Genomic DNA, 18,397 nt, shown 5'->3' with positions numbered 1-18,397 from the left:
TCAGCCCTTCAGCGCCTCGTTGGCCAGCGCGTCGAGCGCCTGGTCGATCTTCGCGGCGTCCTGGCCGCCGCCCTGGGCGAAGTCCGGCTTGCCGCCGCCGCCACCGCCGAGGATCTTGGACGCGCCGCGGACGAGGTCGCCCGCCTTGACGCCGTTCCTGCGGGCGGCCTCGTTGGTCGCCACGACGACCATCGGCTTGCCGTCCTCGTTCACGCCGGCGAGGGCCACGACGACCGGGGACTCGTCCCCGAGCTGGGCGCGCACGTCGGTGACGGCCTTCTTGAGCGCGTCGAAGGAGCCGAAGTTGCCCACGTTCTTCGCGGCGACCTTGACCGGGGCCGCGGAGGCCTTGGCGTCGGCCACGAGCTGCGGGACGGACGCGGCGAGCTGGCCCTCGTACATGGCGGCGAGCTTGCGGTCGGACTCCTTGAGCTTGGCGAGCAGCGTGCTGATGCGCTCGGCGAGCTCGTCCGGGCGGGCGTTGAGCTTGTCGGACAGCTGGGAGACCAGCGCGTGCTCGCGGGCGTTGAACTCGTAGGCGCCCTGGCCCACGACGGCGTCCACGCGGCGCACGCCGGAGCCGATGGAGGCCTCGGACATGATGTTGATCGCGCCGATCTTGCCGACGTGGTCGACGTGGGTGCCGCCGCACAGCTCGCGGCTCCAGCCGTCCTCGCCGATGGAGACCACGCGCACGATGTCGCCGTACTTCTCGCCGAACAGGTGCATGGCGCCGAGCGCGATGGCGTCGTCGAACTTCATTTCCCTCGTGGTCACGGCGAGGTTGTCGCGCAGGCGGTCGTTGACGCGCGCCTCGACGGCGTTCATCGCGTCCTTGCTCGGCGCGCTGGACCACTGGAAGTCGAAGCGCAGGCGGTTCGGGGCGTCCTCGGAGCCGCGCTGGGTGGCCTGCGGGCCGAGCTCCTCGCGCAGCGCCTTGTGCACCATGTGGGTGGCGGTGTGCGAGCGGGCGATGGCGCCGCGGCGGGCCAGGTCGATGTTCGCGTTGACCTCGGCGCCCACGACGAGCGTGCCCTCGGTCAGACGGCACTGGTGGACGATGAGGTCCTTGATCGGCTTCTGCACGTCGTCGACCTCGAGCACCGCGCCGTCGTCGGACAGGATCTCGCCCTGGTCGGCGAGCTGGCCGCCGGCCTCCGCGTAGAACGGGGTGCGGTCGAGGATCACCTCGATGGACGCCGGGCCGGTGACGGCCGGGACGGAGCCCTTGCCCTCCTGCATGATGCCGATCACGCGGGCGCGGGCGGACATGTCGGTGTAGCCGAGGAAGTCGATCGGCTTGGCGAGCGTCTTCTTGAAGTCGTCGTAGACGTTGAGGTCCACGTTGTGGCGCTTCTTGAGCGCGTCGGCGCGGGCGCGGGACTTCTGCTCGTTCATGAGCTCGCGGAACTTCGCCTCGTCCACCTTGACGCCCTGGTCGGCGGCCATCTCGAGGGTGAGCTCGATCGGGAAGCCGTAGGTGTCGTGCAGCGTGAACGCGTCGGTGCCGGAAACGACCGGATCCTTGGTCTCCTTGGCCTTCCTGACGGCCACGTCGAGGATCTGGATGCCGTTCTCGAGGGTGCGGCGGAACGCGTCCTCCTCGCCGTAGGCGGCCTCGGAGACGTCGTGGAACGTGTCGTTGAGCTCCGGGTAGCTGGGGGCCATGGCCTCCTTGGAGACCGGCAGCAGCTCGGGGATGACCGGGTCGGTCACGCCCAGCACGCGCATGGCCTGCACGGTGCGGCGCAGCAGGCGGCGCAGCACGTAGCCGCGGCCGACGTTGCTCGGGCGCACGCCGTCGGACATGATCATGAGGGCGGAGCGCACGTGGTCGGCCACGACGCGGAACTTCACGTCGGCGGCCGCGTCCTCGCCGTACTTGAGGCCGGACAGGCGCTCGGCGGCCTCGATGACCGGGAAGACCTCGTCGGTCTCGTAGATGTTCTGCTTGCCCTGCATGAGGTAGGCGAGGCGCTCGAGGCCCGCGCCGGTGTCGATGTTCTTGTGCTCGAGCTCGCCGACGATGTGCAGGTCGGTCTTGGACTTGACGTTGTCGACCTCGTAGTTCTCGAACACGAGGTCCCAGATCTCGATGTAGCGGTTCTCGTCCGCGATCGGGCCGCCCTCGACGCCGTACGCCGGGCCGCGGTCCACGTAGATCTCGGAGCAGGGGCCGCCGGGGCCGGGGCCGCCGGTGGTCCAGAAGTTGTCCTCCATGCCCATGATCTGGATGTGTTCGGGGTCGACGCCCTCGTTCTTCCACATCGAGCGGGCTTCCTCGTCGTCGGTGAAGGTGGTCATCCACAGCTTCTCCGGGTCGAAGCCGTAGCCGCCCTTGTCCTGCGGGGTGGTGAGCAGCTCCCACGCGTAGTGGATGGCCTCCTCCTTGAAGTAGTCGCCGAAGGAGAAGTTGCCGAGCATCTGGAAGAAGGTACCGTGGCGGGTGGTCTTGCCCACCTCGTCGATGTCCAGCGTGCGCACGCACTTCTGGTTGGAGGCCATGCGGTGCTTCGGCGGGGTCTGCTCGCCCATGAGGTACGGGATGAACGGCACCATGCCGGCGATGGTGAACAGCGTGGTCGGGTTGGGCGAGATCAGCGAGGCGGACGGCACCACGAGGTGGTCGTGCTTCGCGAAATAGTCCAGATAGCGCTTGGCGATTTCAGACGTGCGCAACTTGAAGGCTCCTTGATCGTTATGGTGGAAATCCCTGGGCATGAATGGCCCCGAGGGCCTTGTCCGGGCGTTCATGCGCGCCCGTGGTGTGCCGGTGTCCGGTTTGCCCCGGCGTCAGCGCTTGGCGAGGTAGCGCGCGCTCAGTTCGGCCTCGCGGGCCTCGCGCGCCTGATTGAAGTCCTCCCACAGGGCCGCGAGCGTGCGGACGGTCACGTTGTCCTGATCGGGGCCGAGCACGAACTGCCGCGCCCCGTCCGGGGTGTGCGCCTTGACGTAGGCCTGGGCCTTGGCGGCCAGCACCACGCCGGCGGCCACGCCCACGCCGATCCAGAAGATCCGCTTGAACATCAGCCCTCCCTGGTTTCGGTCTCGGCGTGCTTGGCGTGCTCCCCGTCCCCGGAGCGCCTGTTGAGGAAGGACTGCACCGTGGCCTTGGCCGCGTAGACGGCCGCCTGCGCCTTGATGACCGGCTTGCCGAGGAACGAGCCGTACAGGTCCGTCAGGGCGCCGACGTTGGTGGCGGTGGTGGACGCGGCCGCGGAGATCTTGTTGACGTCCTCGAGCGAGCGGTTGACCTGCCTGACGGTGGTGACGGACTCGTCAAGCGCCGGCAGCGCGTGGTCGCCGGTGTCCTTGACCGTTTCGGCGATCTGGTCGAACAGCTTGCCCAGACGAATCAGCGGGTAAATCAGAAAACCCGCGAGCACCGCGAACGCGATGGCGGCGATCAGACCCGCGATCTGCCCCACATCCATCCTGTACCTCTTTTCCGTTCGTGGCATGCCTTGGGCATGCACAATACCTGCACAAGACTAGACAATGGCCCAGACCGTGCGGCCTCCCGCGCCGATTGCCCTCACCGATTGTAGGACGCGACCGTCACCGCGTGGCCGAACGGCTTGGCGGTGTCGAAGTCGAGCACGGTGACCGAGCCGTTGGCGGGCCTCTCGCTCAGGTCAAGGTCCGGGCCGCCGAAGCGGTGCGCGAGGCTCAGCAGGGTGTTGCCGTGCGAGATCTGCAGCACGTCGTCGCCGTCCTTGAGGTTCGGGTTGGCGGCGATGAGCGCGAACGCGCCCTCCACGCGCGTCCAGTATTCAGAGTCGGACTCGGCGTCGTGGAACGGGTCGGCCTCCTTGAGGAAGTCGCGGCTGGCCGCGAGCCCGTAGCGCTCCACGATCTCGTTGTACGTCTTCACGCCGTGGGGCGCCCCGGCCGCGTACCACGCCATCGCCATGTCGAGGCCCTCGTAGTAGCCGTAGAACTGCTCGCGGAAGTGCATGTCGGAGACGAGCTTCGGGCGGACGTGCCCGGCCTGCTCGTTGATGTCGAGGATGCGCTCGGCGGTCTGCTGCGCGCGCGTGGTGTCCGAGCAGTAGGCGGCGGCGAACTCGACGCCCCTGAGCTTTTCCCCGGCCTTGACGGCGTCGGCGACGCCCGATTCGGTCAGCGGCGAGTTGGACCAGCCCTGCAGGCGGTTGTAGCGATTGAAGTACGTCTGTCCGTGGCGGACGAGGTGCAGATGAAGGATCATGCCTCCGATTATCGCACCGGCCGGCGCTCCCCCGCGTGCATCATCACAAATCCGCGATGTTCGGCGTGGCACAATGGGGCCATGAGTGGTTTTCTTTCCCGTTGGATCACGCTCGCCGTCGCCGCGGGCGTGATGGTGTGGCTGCTGCCCGGCATGCAGCCGGTCGGCGAGCCGGCGATCTGGGGCGTGCTCGCGTTCTCGCTGTTCATGGCCCTGCTCGACGCGTCGGTCAAGCCGGTCGTCAAGCTCATGTCGCTGCCGCTGACCATCCTCACGCTCGGCGTGTTCTCGCTCGTGCTCAACTGGCTGTTCATGCGTCTGGCCTCGTGGCTCGCGGTCGGCGTGTTCGGCGTGGGAGTGTACATCGACGGCTTCTGGTGGTCGGTGCTCGGCTCGATCATCATGGCGGTCGTCTCCGGCGTCGTCTCCTCGATCATCGGGGACTGAGCCCCGGCACAACGAAATCGCCCCCGCGGCCAAACGGCTGCGGGGGCGATTTCGGTATGTCCTAAATGGGGATCCAGATCAGCGAGCGTAGAACTCGACGACGTACTGGATGTTGACCTGCACCGGGATCTGCTCGACCTCCGGCTTGCGGGTGAGGGTGGCCTTCAGGGAGGCCAGGTTCACGTCGAGGTAGCCGGGAACCGCGGGCAGCACGTCGCGATGCACGCCTTCGGCGGCGATCTGGAACGGCACCATGGTCTGGCTCTTGGCCTTCACCTGGATGGTCTGGCCGGGCTTGACGCGGTAGGACGGACGATCCACGATGTTGCCGTCGACGAGGATGTGACGGTGGACCACGAACTGACGGGCCTGGGCGGTGGTGCGGGCGAAGCCGGCGCGCAGGACCAGGTTGTCGAGACGGGTCTCGAGGTCGATGAGCATCGCGTTGCCGGTCTGACCGGCCTCGTGGGTGCCCTTCTCGTAGGCGGCGCGAAGCTGCTTCTCGGACACGCCGTACTGGGCGCGCAGACGCTGCTTCTCGCGCAGACGCACCGCGTAGTCGGACTCGGTGCGGCGACGGTCGCGGCCGTGCTCGCCGGGGGCGTACGGGCGCTTCTCGAAGATGCGCTGGGCCTTGGGGGTCAGAGCGATGCCGAGGGCGCGGGAAAGACGCACCTGACGGCGGGAACGCTGAACATTGGTCATGTTCTTTGAACCTTTTCTGTTTCTGTCGTTATCTGAACGGAACGCCGGACCTGCGTCCAGCGCTGAGCCGGCCTCTCCAACGCTTCACCGTGCGCATGCACGAGCGGCTCCGTCCGTTGCCGGGCGGCGCCTCCGACCCGTTGATGGGCTAAGACTCCAGATAAGTGCTGCCGGGCGGCAGACACCAATCGTCAATAATACACACAACCCGCGGACTAACGGTCCGACGACCTAACACGCCGGGCTAGCGCGCGGTCAGCACGCCGCGGTCCATGGCGTAGACGGCGTCCGCGTAGGCCAGCGCGTCCGGATCGTGCGTGACCATGAGCACCGCCGCGCCGCGGTTCGCCTCGTCGCGCAGCAGTCGCATCACGATCGCGGTGCTTTCTGCGTCGAGGTCGCCGGTGGGCTCGTCGGCGATGAGCAGCTTCGGGCGGTTCATGAGCGCGCGGGCGATGGACACGCGGCGCATCTCGCCGCCGGACAGTTCACGCGGACGGCAGGAGGCCAGATCCGCCACGCCGAGCCGCTCGAGCAGATCCATGGCGCGCCGCTCGAACGCGTCCGGGCCGGCGGGGGCGGCGAGGGGCGCGATCGTGTCGGGCAGGGCGGCGTCGGCCGGCTCGGGGGCGGGCTTCGCCGCGGCATTCTCCTCACCGGCGAGATCCTCCTTGGCCGCCGGCGATTCGGCCCGCGCCCCGCCCAGCGTCGCCGGCAGGATCACGTTGTCCAGCACGGTGAGGTTGGCGAGCAATGTCTGCGACTGGGTGACGAATCCGATGGTGCGGTTGCGCAGTTCGGAGATGCCCCGATCGTCCAGGTCGGCCACCACGCGCCCGTCGATCGACACCGTGCCGGACGTGGGGCGCAGCAGGCCGGTGACGAGGTTGAGCAACGTGGACTTGCCGTTGCCGGAGCGTCCGACGATGGCGACGAACCGCCCGGCGTCGAGCGTGAGGTTCACGTGGTCCACGGCGGCGAACGGGCGCCCGCGGCGCATGAACGTGCGCGTGAGGTCATGGACTTCGAGCAGCGCCATCACTCCCCCTCCCTGAGCGTCAGGTAGGCCTCCGGGCGGGACAGTCGCACCGCGGCGACGAGCGAGGCGAGCGCGCCCGTCGCCACCGCGAACGCCAGCGCGAGCACGACCAGCAGCGCCACCGTGCCGAGGCCGGTCTGCAGGTACGGCAGCTGCAGCTCGCGCCCGATCAACGCGCTGAACGGCAGGATCGCCAACGAGGACAGGCCCACGCCGGCCACGCCGCCGATCGCGCCGATGAGCGTCGACTCCCCGACGATCAGGCGCACGAGCTGGCCGCGCGTGGCGCCCATGATGCGCAGCGACGCGAACTCGCGCTTGCGCTCGTTGGCGGTGGCGGAGAACACGGCGAGCAGCACGGCCACGCCCATGGCCCAGAAGATCGCCACAAAGACGGCCACGTAGCGCATGATTGCGCCGAGGCTGCTCTTGGTGGATGCGGTCACGCCGCCCGGGTACACGTAGCCCAGGTCGCTGATGCCGGTGGCGCGTTCGATGTTCGAGGCGACGGTCCTGGCGTCGTAGCCGGGGGCCACCTTGACGAGCACGGCGGAGGTGACCTTGTCCTCATATCCCTCGGGGATGGCCGGGTGGCCCACTTCGGCGGAATAGCGCACGACCTGCGGCACGGTCGCCATGTTCACGAACACGGAATTGTCGAGCGAGGTGCCCGTGGCGCCAAGCTGGGCCACGACCGGGAAACGGTGGCCGTACAGTTTGACGGAGCCGTCCGCTGACACGTTGATGTTGGCGCCGGCGACGATCTGCCCGTCGGCGAGCGTGCCGTCGAACTGCGAGGTGATCCACGGCTCGATGACGAAGTCGGTGGCGGGGTCGAAGCCGATGATCTGCACCTTCTCGTCGCAGCAGTCGGCGGTGAGCGAGGAGATATAGGTCTGTGCGCTCTCCTGCGCCACGCCGTCGGCCTTGGCGACCATCGAGGAGATGTCGTTGGTGAAGTAGAACGTGTTCGAATCCCCGTTGGTCAGCAGCGCCTCGGCCTTCGCGCCGGTGTTCTGCGGCACGACCATGAGGTCGGCGCCCATGCGCTCCTCCATGCTGGTCAGTCCGGCGTCGAGGTTGAGCGACAGCATGGAGCCGGCGTAGAAGGCGATGGTGAGCATGGTGACGACGACGAGCAGCGCCGCGGTGCGCAGCGGCTTGCGCCTGAGGTTCTCCAGCGGCAGCGTGCCGAGGCTGACGTGCGCGGCCATGTCAGCGCGTTCCCGCCACGGCGGCGCCGGCGGCGCGGGACGCCTTGGCATCCAGCCAAATGGCGGCGGCCGCGAAGACGATGGCCAGCACGGACAGCACGATGAGCGTGGGCAGCATGACCATGCGGCAGTGCATCATGGCGCCCCTGCACACGCCGATGAGCACGGTGGGCACCGCGAGCGTGAGCAGCGCGTTGGCGATGACGGCGATGTTGAGGCCGATGCGCACGCGGGCGTCCACGAACAGCGCCGCAGCCCCGAGGATCAGGATGACCACACCCACGCCCGTGGCGGCCAACGCGGAATAGTGGCATGCGCCGGGCGTGTCATGCTTGAGGCAGGCGTGCGCGAACGTCTGCGGACCGACCGCGATGAGCGCGCCGAGCACGATGGCCGGAACCGAGGCGAACAGCTTGGACTTCATGGGATCTTCTCCGTTTCTTCTCCTGCGGGATCACACTGCGGCATTGCGCCGCGAGATCGTGCCGCAAACAAACGTCCGCCATTATCCCGTGCCGAAGCCGCGAACACAAGCCTTGATTTCCCGTCCGGGTTCGCCTATACTGCCCCCATTTTCGTCGCGAATGCGATTTCTGACCTGTCACCTCGGATAGCCCGGCGGGATCGGCAATGCCGGCGACGGGCAAAACCGCGGAATGGCAACGATCCGACGTTTGCGAACCATCATCCGAACAGCCCGCTATCCGGAGCATGAGGTCAGAAATCGCAACCGCAGCCTGCCCTACAGCTTTTCGATCGGAGCGACGCGCAGCATGAGGCGCTTGACGCCCTGCGAGCCGAAGTCCACGGTGATCACCGAGTTGCGGCCCTTGTCCTGCGTGTCCTGCACGGTGCCGAGGCCGTACTGGTCGTGCAGCACCTTGTCCCCCACCGCGAAGTCCGCGATGTTGAGCTGGTTGTCCTTCGTGAGGGAGGACGACGGCTGCGCCGCGGACTTCGGGCTCACGCGGCGCGTGGTCACCTTGCCGCCGCGCGTGCGGCCGTGGGAATCCGAGCCGTACGAGCCGGAGCCGCGCGAACCGGAGCCGTACGAGGACGACGACCCCGATCCGTACGTACGTCCGTACGCACCGGAGCGGGAGGACGAGGAACCCGAACGGGAACGCGACCCGTACGAGGAGCCGCCATAAGACGAACCGCCATACGAGGAGCCGCCGTACGACCGGGACGACCCGAAGCCGCGGGACGAGGACGACGAGCCATAGGACTTCGAGCCACCGAACGAGAACCCGCCGAAGTCGTCGTCCGAGGAGGATTCAAATCCGCCGAACTCGTCGTCGGCGTCGCTCCCCCAGCCGCCGCGCATCCGCTCCACGGACGCCTCGCGGCGCTTCCAGTCGATGAGCTCGTCCGGGATCTCGTCGAGGAACTGGCTCGGCATCATCTCGGCCGTCTGCCCCCACTGCGCGCGCACGGCGGCACGGGTCACGTACAGCCGGCGCTTGGCGCGCGTGATGCCCACGTACGCGAGACGGCGCTCCTCCGCCAGCTCCGCCGTGTCCTCCAGCGAGCGCGAATGCGGGAACGTGCCCTGCTCCATGCCCGTGAGGAACACCACCGGGTATTCCAGTCCCTTGGCCGTGTGCAGCGTCATGAGCGTGACCTTGCCCGAGTCCTCGCCCTCGCCCGGCAGCTGGTCGGAGTCGGCCACCAGCGCGGTGGTCTCGAGGAAGCCGGCCAGCGTGGCGTCCGGCGTGTTCTGCTCGAATTCGGCGGCCACGGACTGCAGCTGCGACAGGTTCTCCACGCGCGAGGCGTCCTGCGGGTCCTCGCTGCGCTGGAGCTCATCGAGCAGCCCGGAGCGGGAGAGCACCTCGGCCACCACCTCGCTCGGCTTGTTCGCGTGCTCCGCGGCGAACGAGGCCAGCCCGGTCATGAGCTCGCGGAACTCCTTCAGCTTCGTCGCGGTGCGCGTGGGCATGTCGTAGATCTGCTCCAGATGCGCGATGCCGTCCCAGAACCCGGTGCCGTTCTCGTCCGCGTACCCGGCCACCAGCGCCTCGGCGCGCGCGCCGAGCCCGCGCTTGGGCACGTTGAGGATGCGGCGCATGTTCACGCTGTCCGCCGGGTTCACGATGGCCTGCAGGTACGCCATGGCGTCCTTGACCTCGCGGCGCTCGTAGAACTTGGTGCCGCCCACGAGCTGGTACGGCAGCCCGGCGTTGATGAGCGCCTCCTCGAGCGAGCGGGACTGCGCGTTGGCGCGGTACATGACCGCCATGTCCGAGTACGCGACGCCCTCCTCGCCGTGGAGGCGCGCGATCTCGGTGGCGATCCACTGCGCCTCCTGCTGCGCGTTGTCCGCCGCGTAGCCCACGATCGGATCGCCCTTGCCCAGCGCGGTCCACAGCTTCTTGGGCTTGCGGTTCTCGTTGTGCGCGATCACGGCGTTGGCCGCGTCGAGGATGGTCTGCGTGGAGCGGTAGTTCTGCTCGAGCATGATCGTGCGCGCGTTCGGGAAGTCCTTCTCAAAGTCCTGGATGTTGCGGATGTCCGCGCCGCGGAACGCGTAGATCGACTGGTCGGAGTCGCCCACCACGGTCACCCACGCCTGCCCGCCGGGGCCCGCCTGACCGGAGCGGCCGGCGTCCACGCCCGCCAGCTCGCGCACGAGCACGTACTGCGCGTGGTTGGTGTCCTGGTACTCGTCCACGAGGATGTAGCGGAACTTGTGGCGGTAGTACTCGGCCACGGCCGGCTGGGTCCTCAGCAGCTCGACCGTGCGCATGATCAGGTCGTCGAAGTCCACGGCGTTCGCGAGCGCGAGCCGGTGCTGATACTCGGCGTACACGACCGCGTACAGCTCCTCCACGTTGCCGAAGCGCCCCAGCTGGTAGCCGCGCTGGCCCGGCTTGTAGTCGGCCGCATAGGTCTTGAGCTGGGTTTGCCAGTCCATGAGGTTGTTCTTGTAGTCGGAGATGCGCCCGAGGATGGTGCGCGGCGTGTAGCGCTTGAGGTCCACGTTAAGGTCCGCGCCGATGAGCTTGACGAGGCGCTCGCAGTCGGCGGTGTCGTAGATGGAGAAGCCGGAGTTGAGGCCGATGGCCTTGCCGTCGCGCCGGAGGATGCGCACGCACGCGGAGTGGAACGTGGACACCCACATGCGCTCGGCGACCGGGCCGATGAGCGCGGCGAGGCGCTCGTGCATCTCCGCGGCGGCCTTGTTGGTGAACGTGATGGCGAGGACCTGGCTGGGCCACGCGCCGAACTGGCTCAGGATCCACGCGATGCGGCGGGTGAGCACGCGCGTCTTGCCGGAGCCGGCGCCCGCGCCGATGAGCAGCGCCGGCCCGCGGTACTGCACCGCCTCGGCCTGCTGGGGGTTGAGGTCCCCCACCAGCTCCTGCGCGCCGCGCGCGATGACGTCCCGATCCTGACCCATGTTCGCCCCTTACTGCCCGTGTATCGACGTAGTGATGCAGCCCCGCCCCGCGAGGCGCCGTCAAATCATACCGGCCCCGCCTGACGCGTCTTCCGCCGGCGGTGGTAAGTTGGACGTTCATCCAATCCAACCATCGACCTTTTGCAAGGGAGCTGTTGAATGTCTATGCAGGAACTGGAAGAGCGCATCGCGCGCGACGGCACCGTGAAGCCGGGCAACGTGCTCAAGGTGGACGCGTTCCTCAACCACCAGTGCGACGTGGCGCTGTTCGACCACATGGGCGCGGCGTGGGCCGAGCACTTCGCCGGCAAGCGCGTCGACAAGATCCTCACCATCGAGGCGTCCGGCATCGGCATCGCGTGCATGGCGGCCCGCCACTTCGGCAACGTGCCGGTCGTGTTCGCCAAGAAGGCCCAGTCCATCAATCTGGACGGCGACCAGTACGCCACCACCGTCTACTCCTTCACCAAGCAGAAGGAGTTCCCGGTCATCGTCTCCAAGAAGTACCTCAACGCGGGCGACCACGTGCTGCTCATCGACGACTTCCTCGCCAACGGCAAGGCCATGCAGGGCCTCATCGAACTGTGCCGCAAGGCCGGCGCGGTGATCGAGGGCATCGGCATCGCGGTGGAGAAGGGCTTCCAGGACGGCGGCAAGCTGCTGCGCGACGAGGGCTACGACGTCGACTCCCTCGCGATCGTGGACGCCATGGACCCCGAGACCGGTTCGATCACGTTCCGCCGCTGAGCGTTCCCGGCGATCTTCCCGAGACGAGAGAAATAAGACGAGAGCATACAGAGAAGAAGAGCATCACATGTCCGGCAAATCCCCCGAATCTAAATCCTCCAAGTCCTCAGCCATCTCCTTCGAGGCGCTGAGCAGCCTCGACGCGCCCGTGTCGTTCTGGAAGGGCATCCCCTTCGGCCTGCAGCACGTCATGGCCATGTTCGTGGCCAACCTCGCGCCGATCTTCCTCGTGGCCGCCGCGGCGAAGATGAGCCCCGCCGAGTCCGCCATGGTCATCCAGTCCGGTCTGCTGGTCGCGGGTCTGGGCACCTGCCTGCAGCTGTACGGCGTGTGGCGCATCGGCTCCCGCCTGCCCATGGTCACCGGCATCTCCTTCACGTACGTAGCGGCGGCCATCGCCATCGTGTCCGACAAGGGCTACGGCGCCGTGGTGGGCGCGGTACTCGTCGGCGGCCTGCTCGAGGTGGTGCTGGGCCTCACCGCACAGTGGTGGCGCCGCTTCGTGCCGCCGATCGTCTCCGCCATCGTGGTCACCTCCATTGGCTTCTCGCTGCTGAGCGTGGGCGCGAACAGCTTCGGCGGCGGCCAGGGCGCGGCCGACTTCGGCAGCTGGCAGAACCTCACCCTCGGCCTCATCTCGCTGGTCGCGTGCCTCGCGTTCCAGCTGCTCATGAAGGGCACCGCCAAGCAGCTCTCCGTGCTGTTCGGCCTCGTCGTGGGCTACGTGGTCGCGATCTTCATGGGCAAGGTCGACTTCTCCGGCTTCCAAGGCCTGTCCGTCGTCTCCGTGCCGCACGTCATGCCGTTCAAGCCCGAGTTCGACTGGGGCGCGATCATCTCCTTCGCGCTGCTGTACGTCGTCTCCTCCGTGGAGGTGCTCGGCGACACCGCGGCCCTGACCAAGGTCGGCCTCAACCGCCAGCCCACCGAGAAGGAGACCGCGGGCGCCATCGCCGGCGACGGCCTCATCTCCTCGGTCTCCGGTCTGTTCGGCTGCCTGCCGCTCACCTCCTTCGCGCAGAACATCGGACTGGTGGCCATGACCAAGGTCGTCAACCGAAAGGTGATCCTGTCCGGCGGCCTCATCCTCGTGCTCGCCAGCTTCGTGCCGGCCGTCTCCGAGGTGTTCAACTCGCTGCCGCAGGCCGTGCTCGGCGGCTGCACCATCATGATGTTCGGCAACATCATCCTCTCCGGCTTCCAGATGATCTCCGAGGCGGGCTACACCCAGCGCAACATCACCATCACCGCGCTGAGCCTGACCATCGGCATCGGCTTCACCGAGGTCGGCACGATCTTCGCGAACTTCCCGGCGCTCTTCCAGTCGATCTTCGCCTCGAACTGCATCGCCGTGTCCTTCGTCGTGGCCGTGGTCCTCAACGCCGTGCTGCCGGGCGAGGAGCACTTCCTCGCCGCCGCGGCCGCGGCCGACGCCCCGGCGCAGGACGGCGGGGATGCGGACAGGAGCGGACACGCCGCATAGCGTTCCCTCCGCCTTTCGAACAAAGACCATGCGTGTGGGGGTCGTCGACAGTAGCCGACGACCCCCACACGCATTTTGGGGAATGCTCCTATTGCCCATTGGGCCTTCCGAGGGCAGATTCCGGAGATACCGCACACCTATTCGGCCTTCCGAGGGCATCCGCACACGCGGCCGCCGCATTGCAATCGTCTCATTATGGCGGAATACCGCCGCGCGGAAAATCCTCCGACTCGTATTCCATCGGATCACCTGCCCTAGGAAAGCCGAGTAGATGCGTGCATTGGCCATAATCCGCCCTCGGAAGACCAAGTAGCGCGTCTGGCGCGCGCACTAGCGTGGAATACATGATGGAAGTGCTTTTCGTGTCCGACGATCTCCCGCTCGCGCAGGCCGTGAGGCGCGTGCTGGAGGCCAACGGGCACGCCTGCACGCTCATGACCGGCGACGGCCGCGTGCTGCGCGACGAGGCGGCGGAAACCACGGACGGCGGGACCGCGGAGGCGCCGGTTTCCCCGAATGGGACCGATGCGGCGTCCGAAGACGCGGCCGCGGGCCCGACCGACCCGTCCGCGCCGATCAGCCCGGACCTCGTCATCGTGGACGACTCCTCGCGCGGCTGGACCTCCGAACGCTTCGCCACGCTTATGGCCGGCTACCCCCACGCCCGGTCGCTGCTGCTCGTCCAATCCGCTGTGGACGGCACCTCCACCCCGCCGGACGGTGACGGACTCGAACCCGACGCCGTCCTGCGCATGCCGTTCTCCAACGCGGAGCTGGTCGCGCATGTGGCGTCCCTGCGCCCGGACGCCAAGGCCTCCCGCCTGCTCATCCACGGCGACCTCACGCTGGACCTCGGCTCCGGACGCGCCTACTACGGCGAGAGCCGCAAGCCGCTGCCCCTCTCCCCCAGGGAGTTCGCCACGCTCAAGACGCTCATCGAGGCGGACGGCCGGTTCCTCACCTTCGACGAGCTCGGACGGGCCGTGTGCGGCACCGGATTCTTCGGCTACCACGACATCATGAACAACGTGCTGTACTCCCTGACGCGCAAGCTGCGCCGGCTCGGGTTCTTCGTCACGCAGCGGGGCAAGTCCTACCGCATCCTGTGACGCAATTCGCCGATCCCCCGGGCCCGATGCCGCCGCGACGCATGAATTTTCGATGAACTAGGCGTCTTCCGCCGCCTCCTCGATTCATTTCCGGGGCATGATGGTGGCAAGGAGGCGCGCCCATGACCGACGACTACACCGCGAAGATGACCGAGCTGATCGAACTGATGCGGCTCATCGGCAACGACACGCAGCAGTGCGAGGTCAAGGAGTGCAAGCGCCGCATCTCCTCGACCATCACGGACACGCTGTCCGCGTTCTCGAACGGTTCTGGCGGGTGGATCATTCTGGGACTGTCGGAGAAGAACGGCTTCACGCCCGTGCCGGAGTTCGACGCGCGCGCCATGCAGGAGGCGCTGAGCCAGGCGTGCGAGAAAATGACGCCGGTGGTGCGTCCGGTGATCGTGACGTGCCCGTTCGAGGGCGCGAATCTGGTGTTCGCCCGCGTCGACGAGATGCTGCCGCGCGACAAGCCCTGCTTCATCACCGAACGCGGCCCGTACGGCGGCTCGTACATCCGCACCGGCGACGGCGACCGGCACATGACGTCCTACGAGGTGGACCGGCTCACCGAGGAGCATCTGCAGCCCACGTACGATCTGGACATCGTGCCGGACGCCACGCCGGACGACCTCGACCCCGAACTGGTGGCCGGTCTGCTCGGGCGGGTGCGCAGTCAGCATCCGCATGTGTTCGCGGGACGCGCGGACACGGACGTGCTGCTGGACCTGCAGGTGCTGCGCCACGACGACTCGGATCTGGCCGCGACCGGCGTGGGCGGGGTGCTGCGGCCCACCCTCGCCGGCCTGCTGGCGTTGGGCCGGTACCCGCAGAAGTACTATCCGCGGCTCAGCGTGTCGATCGCGGTGTTTCCGGGCACGGGACGCGACGAGGTGTTCCGCGGCGACGAGCGGCTCGTGGCCTCGCAGACGGTGGTCGGCTCCATCCCGGTGATGATCGACGACGCGGTGAACGGGCTCATGCGCTGGATCGGCGCGAAGCAGCCCGACTACCCGCCGTCGGCGCTGCGCGAGGCGATCGCGAACGCGCTGACGCACCGCGACTACTCCCCCGACGCCCGCGGCACGCAGGTGCATGTGAACGTGTTCACGAACCGCATCGAGATCGTGAACCCCGGCGGCCTGTACGGCACGGTCACGCACGACGTGCTGGCCAACCCGCGGGCCGTGCGCGGGGCGCCGCTCAACTCGACGCGCAACCAGTTCCTGTTCACGCTGCTCGAGTCGACGCCGTACCCGGGCGGCGGGTTCGTCAACCCTGAGGGCGGCGACGGCTACCAGCGCATCGCCGCGTCCCTGCGCGAATACGGCATCGAGCCGGCGACGACGCGCAACGACATCAACACGTTCACCATGACGATCACGCGCCACCGCACGGCGGCGAAGAGTTCGCCGAGCGACGTGTCGAAGTCGATCCTGACGCTGCTGGAGCGGCATTCGGCCATGAGCGTCAAGGAGATCATCCGCGAACTGCAGCTGACGCCGCTGGCCGCCACGTCGGGTCTGCGCGAACTGCTCAGGGAGGGCCGCGTCGCCACCGTGCGCTTCCACGACGACCCGACCCAGCGCTACCGCCTCAAGGGCGCGTAGACCGCATCGCCGCGTCATCATGCCGCCGCCGCGCCCGCCGCGCCCGCGCCATGCGGCATGGCCCGTCGCGCCTGTCCAGCGCGTCCGATGCGCCCGCCGTCTCCCGGCTCATTCACCGTGCCCCGGCTCATTCACCGTGTCTCGACTCGCATCCATTTTGAATTTCGGTGGCGCTTTGAGACACAAACCAGCCCTTCCGTGTCTCAAACCGCCACCAATTTCAAAATCGGTGGCGAGTCGAGACGCAAAACGCCCCTCCTGTGTCTCGATTCGCATCCCTTCCGGAAAACGGATGCGATTTGAGATACAGGAGGGGCGTCCAGCCAGTCTGCTTCCCGCAGTGAATTGAACTGCCACGCGCAGCTTCAAGGCGCGGCGGACGAACGTACACTTTGCACGTCGAACCCGCCGCAACGCGGAAGGTTCCCCGTCAGTTCAATTCGCGCAGTGATCGAATAACGCGTGCGTCCTCAAGGCGCACCGAGGGAAGGCGTACAAAGGTACGCCGACCGAGGAGCAACGCCGAGGACGCTCCGTTATTCGATCACTCCCATTCGATGGTTGCCGGCGGCTTGGAGGTGCAGTCCAGCACCACGCGGTTGATCTGGCGGCACTCGTTGGTGATGCGCGTGGAGATGGTGGCGAGCACGTCGTAGGGCAGGCGCGACCAGTCGGCGGTCATGGCGTCCTCGGAGGAGACGGGGCGCAGGACGATGGGCGAGCCGTAGGTGCGCTCGTCGCCCTGGACGCCGACGGAGTGGACGTCGGCGAGGAGCACGACGGGGCACTGCCAGATCTCGCGGTCGAGGCCGGCCTTGGAGAGCTCCTCGCGGGCGATGGCGTCGGCCTCGCGCAGGACGTCGAGGCGCTCCTTGGTGATCTCGCCGACGATGCGGATGCCGAGGCCGGGGCCGGGGAACGGCTGGCGCCAGACGATCTCGTCGGGCAGGCCGAGCTCGGTGCCGATGGCGCGCACCTCGTCCTTGAAGAGGGTGCGCAGCGGCTCGATGAGCTGGAACTTGATGTCCTTGGGCAGGCCGCCGACGTTGTGGTGGCTCTTGATGTTGGCCGCGCCGTCGCCGCCGCCGGACTCGACGACGTCCGGGTAGAGGGTGCCCTGCACGAGGAACTTGACCTCCTTGCCGCGGGCGCCGGCCTCCTCGAGCACTTGGCGCTGGGCCTTCTCGAAGGTGCGGATGAACTTCTCGCCGATGATCTTGCGCTTGCGCTCGGGCTCGGAGACGCCCTTGAGCGCCTCGAGGAAGTCGTCGGCCGCGTCGACGGTGATGAGGCGGATGCCGGTCGCCTTGACGAAGTCGTGCTTGACCTGCTCGACCTCGCCCTTGCGCAGCAGGCCGTGGTCGACGAACACGCAGGTGAGCTGGTCGCCGATGGCGCGGTGGACGAGCGCGGCGGCGACGGCGGAGTCCACGCCGCCGGACAGGCCGCAGATCACCTCGGCGTCGCCGACCTTCTCGCGGATCTTGGCGACCTGGTCCTCGATGATGCCGGAGGCGTCCCAGTCGTCCGGCAGGCCGGCGCACTGGTGCAGGAAGGTCTCGATGAGCGTCTGGCCGAGCGGGGTGTGCTTGACCTCGGGGTGCCACTGCACGCCGTAGAGCTTGCGGGACTCGTCCTGCATGGCGGCGACGGGCGCGCCCTCGGTGTGGGCGAGCACCTCGAAGCCGGCGGGCGCGGTCTTGACGGCGACGCCGTGGCTCATCCACGTGTTCTGCTCGGCCGGGGAGCCGGCGAGCAGACCCTCGGCATGGTCGATGGCGGTTTCGGTCTTGCCGTACTCGCCGAGCGCGGCCTTGTCCACATCCGCGCCGAGCGCGTAGGCCATGGCCTGGAAGCCGTAGCAGATGCCGAGCACCGGGACGCCGGCCTCGAACAGCTTGGGGTCGACGCGCGGGGCGCCGGGCTCGAACACGGAGGCCGGGCCGCCCGAGAGGATGATCGCCTTGGGGTCCTTGGCGAGGATCTCGTCGACCGGCATGGAATGCGGTACGAGTTCGGAATAGACATGAGCCTCACGCACCCTGCGTGCGATCAGCTGGGCGTACTGTGCGCCGAAATCAACGACGAGAACGGGTCCCTGTGCCATGATCTCCCTTACATACGGTTGTTGGGTGTTCGGTAGGAATAGGTCGATTATGGCCGGTCAATCAGACAAGTGCCGGGCGGGAGGCGGCGCGGCCTCGAACAGAGCGCGAGCGGGCGGCGAACGGGCGGCGGGACGCATGAAAAAGCGCACAACACGCCGATGGGGCATTGTTTCGTTGTCGAACCGCTTCGACCATGCCACTGGGAGCGCTAACAGCCCTAAAACCGCACAATTCCAACGTTTTCAGGATCCCGAAATGTGGCACGAGAGTAAATTCAAGGCAAACGGTGGCAAACTTTGCCTTCGATGAAAGCGCACAAAAC

Annotated in this window: 15 protein-coding genes; 5 read left to right on the top strand and 10 right to left on the bottom strand. The window is 67.6% G+C overall.

From position 1 onward, the window contains the following. The 4 genes from alaS to DSM100685_RS03355 all read right to left on the bottom strand — a co-directional run bounded on the left by alaS (position 1) and on the right by DSM100685_RS03355 (position 4,210). On the bottom strand, positions 1–2,679 hold the full coding sequence (gene alaS / locus DSM100685_RS03370; RefSeq protein WP_152349945.1) for an alanine--tRNA ligase: 2,679 nt from the start codon (positions 2,677–2,679) through the stop codon (positions 1–3). 114 nt (positions 2,680–2,793) lie between these two features. Then, positions 2,794–3,027 (bottom strand): hypothetical protein, encoded by a 234-nt coding sequence (locus tag DSM100685_RS03365; RefSeq protein WP_152349944.1) that lies wholly within the window; start codon positions 3,025–3,027, stop codon positions 2,794–2,796. Next, positions 3,027–3,434, bottom strand: a complete 408-nt coding sequence (locus DSM100685_RS03360) for a DUF948 domain-containing protein (RefSeq protein WP_152350039.1) — start codon at positions 3,432–3,434, stop codon at positions 3,027–3,029. The genes DSM100685_RS03365 and DSM100685_RS03360 overlap by 1 nt, the downstream gene beginning before the upstream one ends. 101 nt (positions 3,435–3,535) lie before the next feature. Next, a complete protein-coding gene (locus DSM100685_RS03355) occupies positions 3,536–4,210 on the bottom strand; it encodes a histidine phosphatase family protein (RefSeq protein WP_152349943.1) in 675 nt (224 codons plus the stop codon). Positions 4,211–4,291: 81 nt separating this feature from the next. Here DSM100685_RS03355 and DSM100685_RS03350 point away from each other — a divergent pair, with 81 nt between their 5' ends. Continuing rightward, positions 4,292–4,657 carry a phage holin family protein gene (locus tag DSM100685_RS03350; protein ID WP_152349942.1) on the top strand — a complete coding sequence of 122 codons (366 nt, stop codon included), beginning with the start codon at positions 4,292–4,294 and terminating at the stop codon, positions 4,655–4,657. 78 nt (positions 4,658–4,735) lie between these two features. On the opposite strand, the gene rpsD is transcribed toward DSM100685_RS03350, so the two are convergent. The 5 genes from rpsD to DSM100685_RS03325 all read right to left on the bottom strand — a co-directional run bounded on the left by rpsD (position 4,736) and on the right by DSM100685_RS03325 (position 11,018). Next, positions 4,736–5,362: a 30S ribosomal protein S4 gene (gene rpsD / locus DSM100685_RS03345; RefSeq protein ID WP_152349941.1), complete on the bottom strand. Its 627-nt coding sequence runs from the start codon at positions 5,360–5,362 to the stop codon at positions 4,736–4,738. A 244-nt stretch (positions 5,363–5,606) separates the two neighbouring features. Next, the gene (locus tag DSM100685_RS03340; RefSeq protein WP_152349940.1) at positions 5,607–6,401 is read right to left on the bottom strand and encodes an ABC transporter ATP-binding protein; all 795 of its coding nucleotides are present in this window, start codon (positions 6,399–6,401) and stop codon (positions 5,607–5,609) included. Next, the gene (locus DSM100685_RS03335; protein WP_152349939.1) at positions 6,401–7,615 is read right to left on the bottom strand and encodes an ABC transporter permease; all 1,215 of its coding nucleotides are present in this window, start codon (positions 7,613–7,615) and stop codon (positions 6,401–6,403) included. Before DSM100685_RS03335 ends, DSM100685_RS03340 begins: the two co-directional genes overlap by 1 nt. A 1-nt stretch (position 7,616) precedes the next feature. Next, the gene (locus DSM100685_RS03330) at positions 7,617–8,039 is read right to left on the bottom strand and encodes a DUF4418 family protein (RefSeq protein WP_152349938.1); all 423 of its coding nucleotides are present in this window, start codon (positions 8,037–8,039) and stop codon (positions 7,617–7,619) included. Between the two features lie 318 nt (positions 8,040–8,357). Beyond that, positions 8,358–11,018 carry a UvrD-helicase domain-containing protein gene (locus tag DSM100685_RS03325; protein ID WP_152349937.1) on the bottom strand — a complete coding sequence of 887 codons (2,661 nt, stop codon included), beginning with the start codon at positions 11,016–11,018 and terminating at the stop codon, positions 8,358–8,360. A gap of 165 nt (positions 11,019–11,183) precedes the next feature. Between DSM100685_RS03325 and DSM100685_RS03320 the strand changes: the two genes are divergently transcribed. The 4 genes from DSM100685_RS03320 to DSM100685_RS03305 all read left to right on the top strand — a co-directional run bounded on the left by DSM100685_RS03320 (position 11,184) and on the right by DSM100685_RS03305 (position 15,967). Continuing rightward, positions 11,184–11,765: a xanthine phosphoribosyltransferase gene (locus DSM100685_RS03320; RefSeq protein WP_152350038.1), complete on the top strand. Its 582-nt coding sequence runs from the start codon at positions 11,184–11,186 to the stop codon at positions 11,763–11,765. A gap of 67 nt (positions 11,766–11,832) precedes the next feature. Then, complete coding sequence (locus DSM100685_RS03315) at positions 11,833–13,248, top strand: nucleobase:cation symporter-2 family protein (protein ID WP_152349936.1); 1,416 nt, start codon at positions 11,833–11,835, stop codon at positions 13,246–13,248. A 344-nt stretch (positions 13,249–13,592) separates the two neighbouring features. Continuing rightward, on the top strand, positions 13,593–14,357 hold the full coding sequence (locus DSM100685_RS03310) for a winged helix-turn-helix domain-containing protein (protein WP_152349935.1): 765 nt from the start codon (positions 13,593–13,595) through the stop codon (positions 14,355–14,357). 122 nt (positions 14,358–14,479) lie between these two features. Further along, a complete protein-coding gene (locus DSM100685_RS03305) occupies positions 14,480–15,967 on the top strand; it encodes an ATP-binding protein (protein ID WP_152349934.1) in 1,488 nt (495 codons plus the stop codon). A gap of 544 nt (positions 15,968–16,511) precedes the next feature. Here the strand turns inward: DSM100685_RS03305 and guaA are convergent. After that, positions 16,512–18,074: a glutamine-hydrolyzing GMP synthase gene (gene guaA, locus DSM100685_RS03300; protein ID WP_152349933.1), complete on the bottom strand. Its 1,563-nt coding sequence runs from the start codon at positions 18,072–18,074 to the stop codon at positions 16,512–16,514. Between the last annotated feature and the right edge of the window lie 323 nt (positions 18,075–18,397).

This window comes from Bifidobacterium avesanii (assembly GCF_009299475.1).
Taxonomy (GTDB): domain Bacteria; phylum Actinomycetota; class Actinomycetes; order Actinomycetales; family Bifidobacteriaceae; genus Bifidobacterium; species Bifidobacterium avesanii.
Note: the sequence above shows the minus strand (reverse complement) of the source record. Positions and strands in the feature narration are given on the sequence as shown.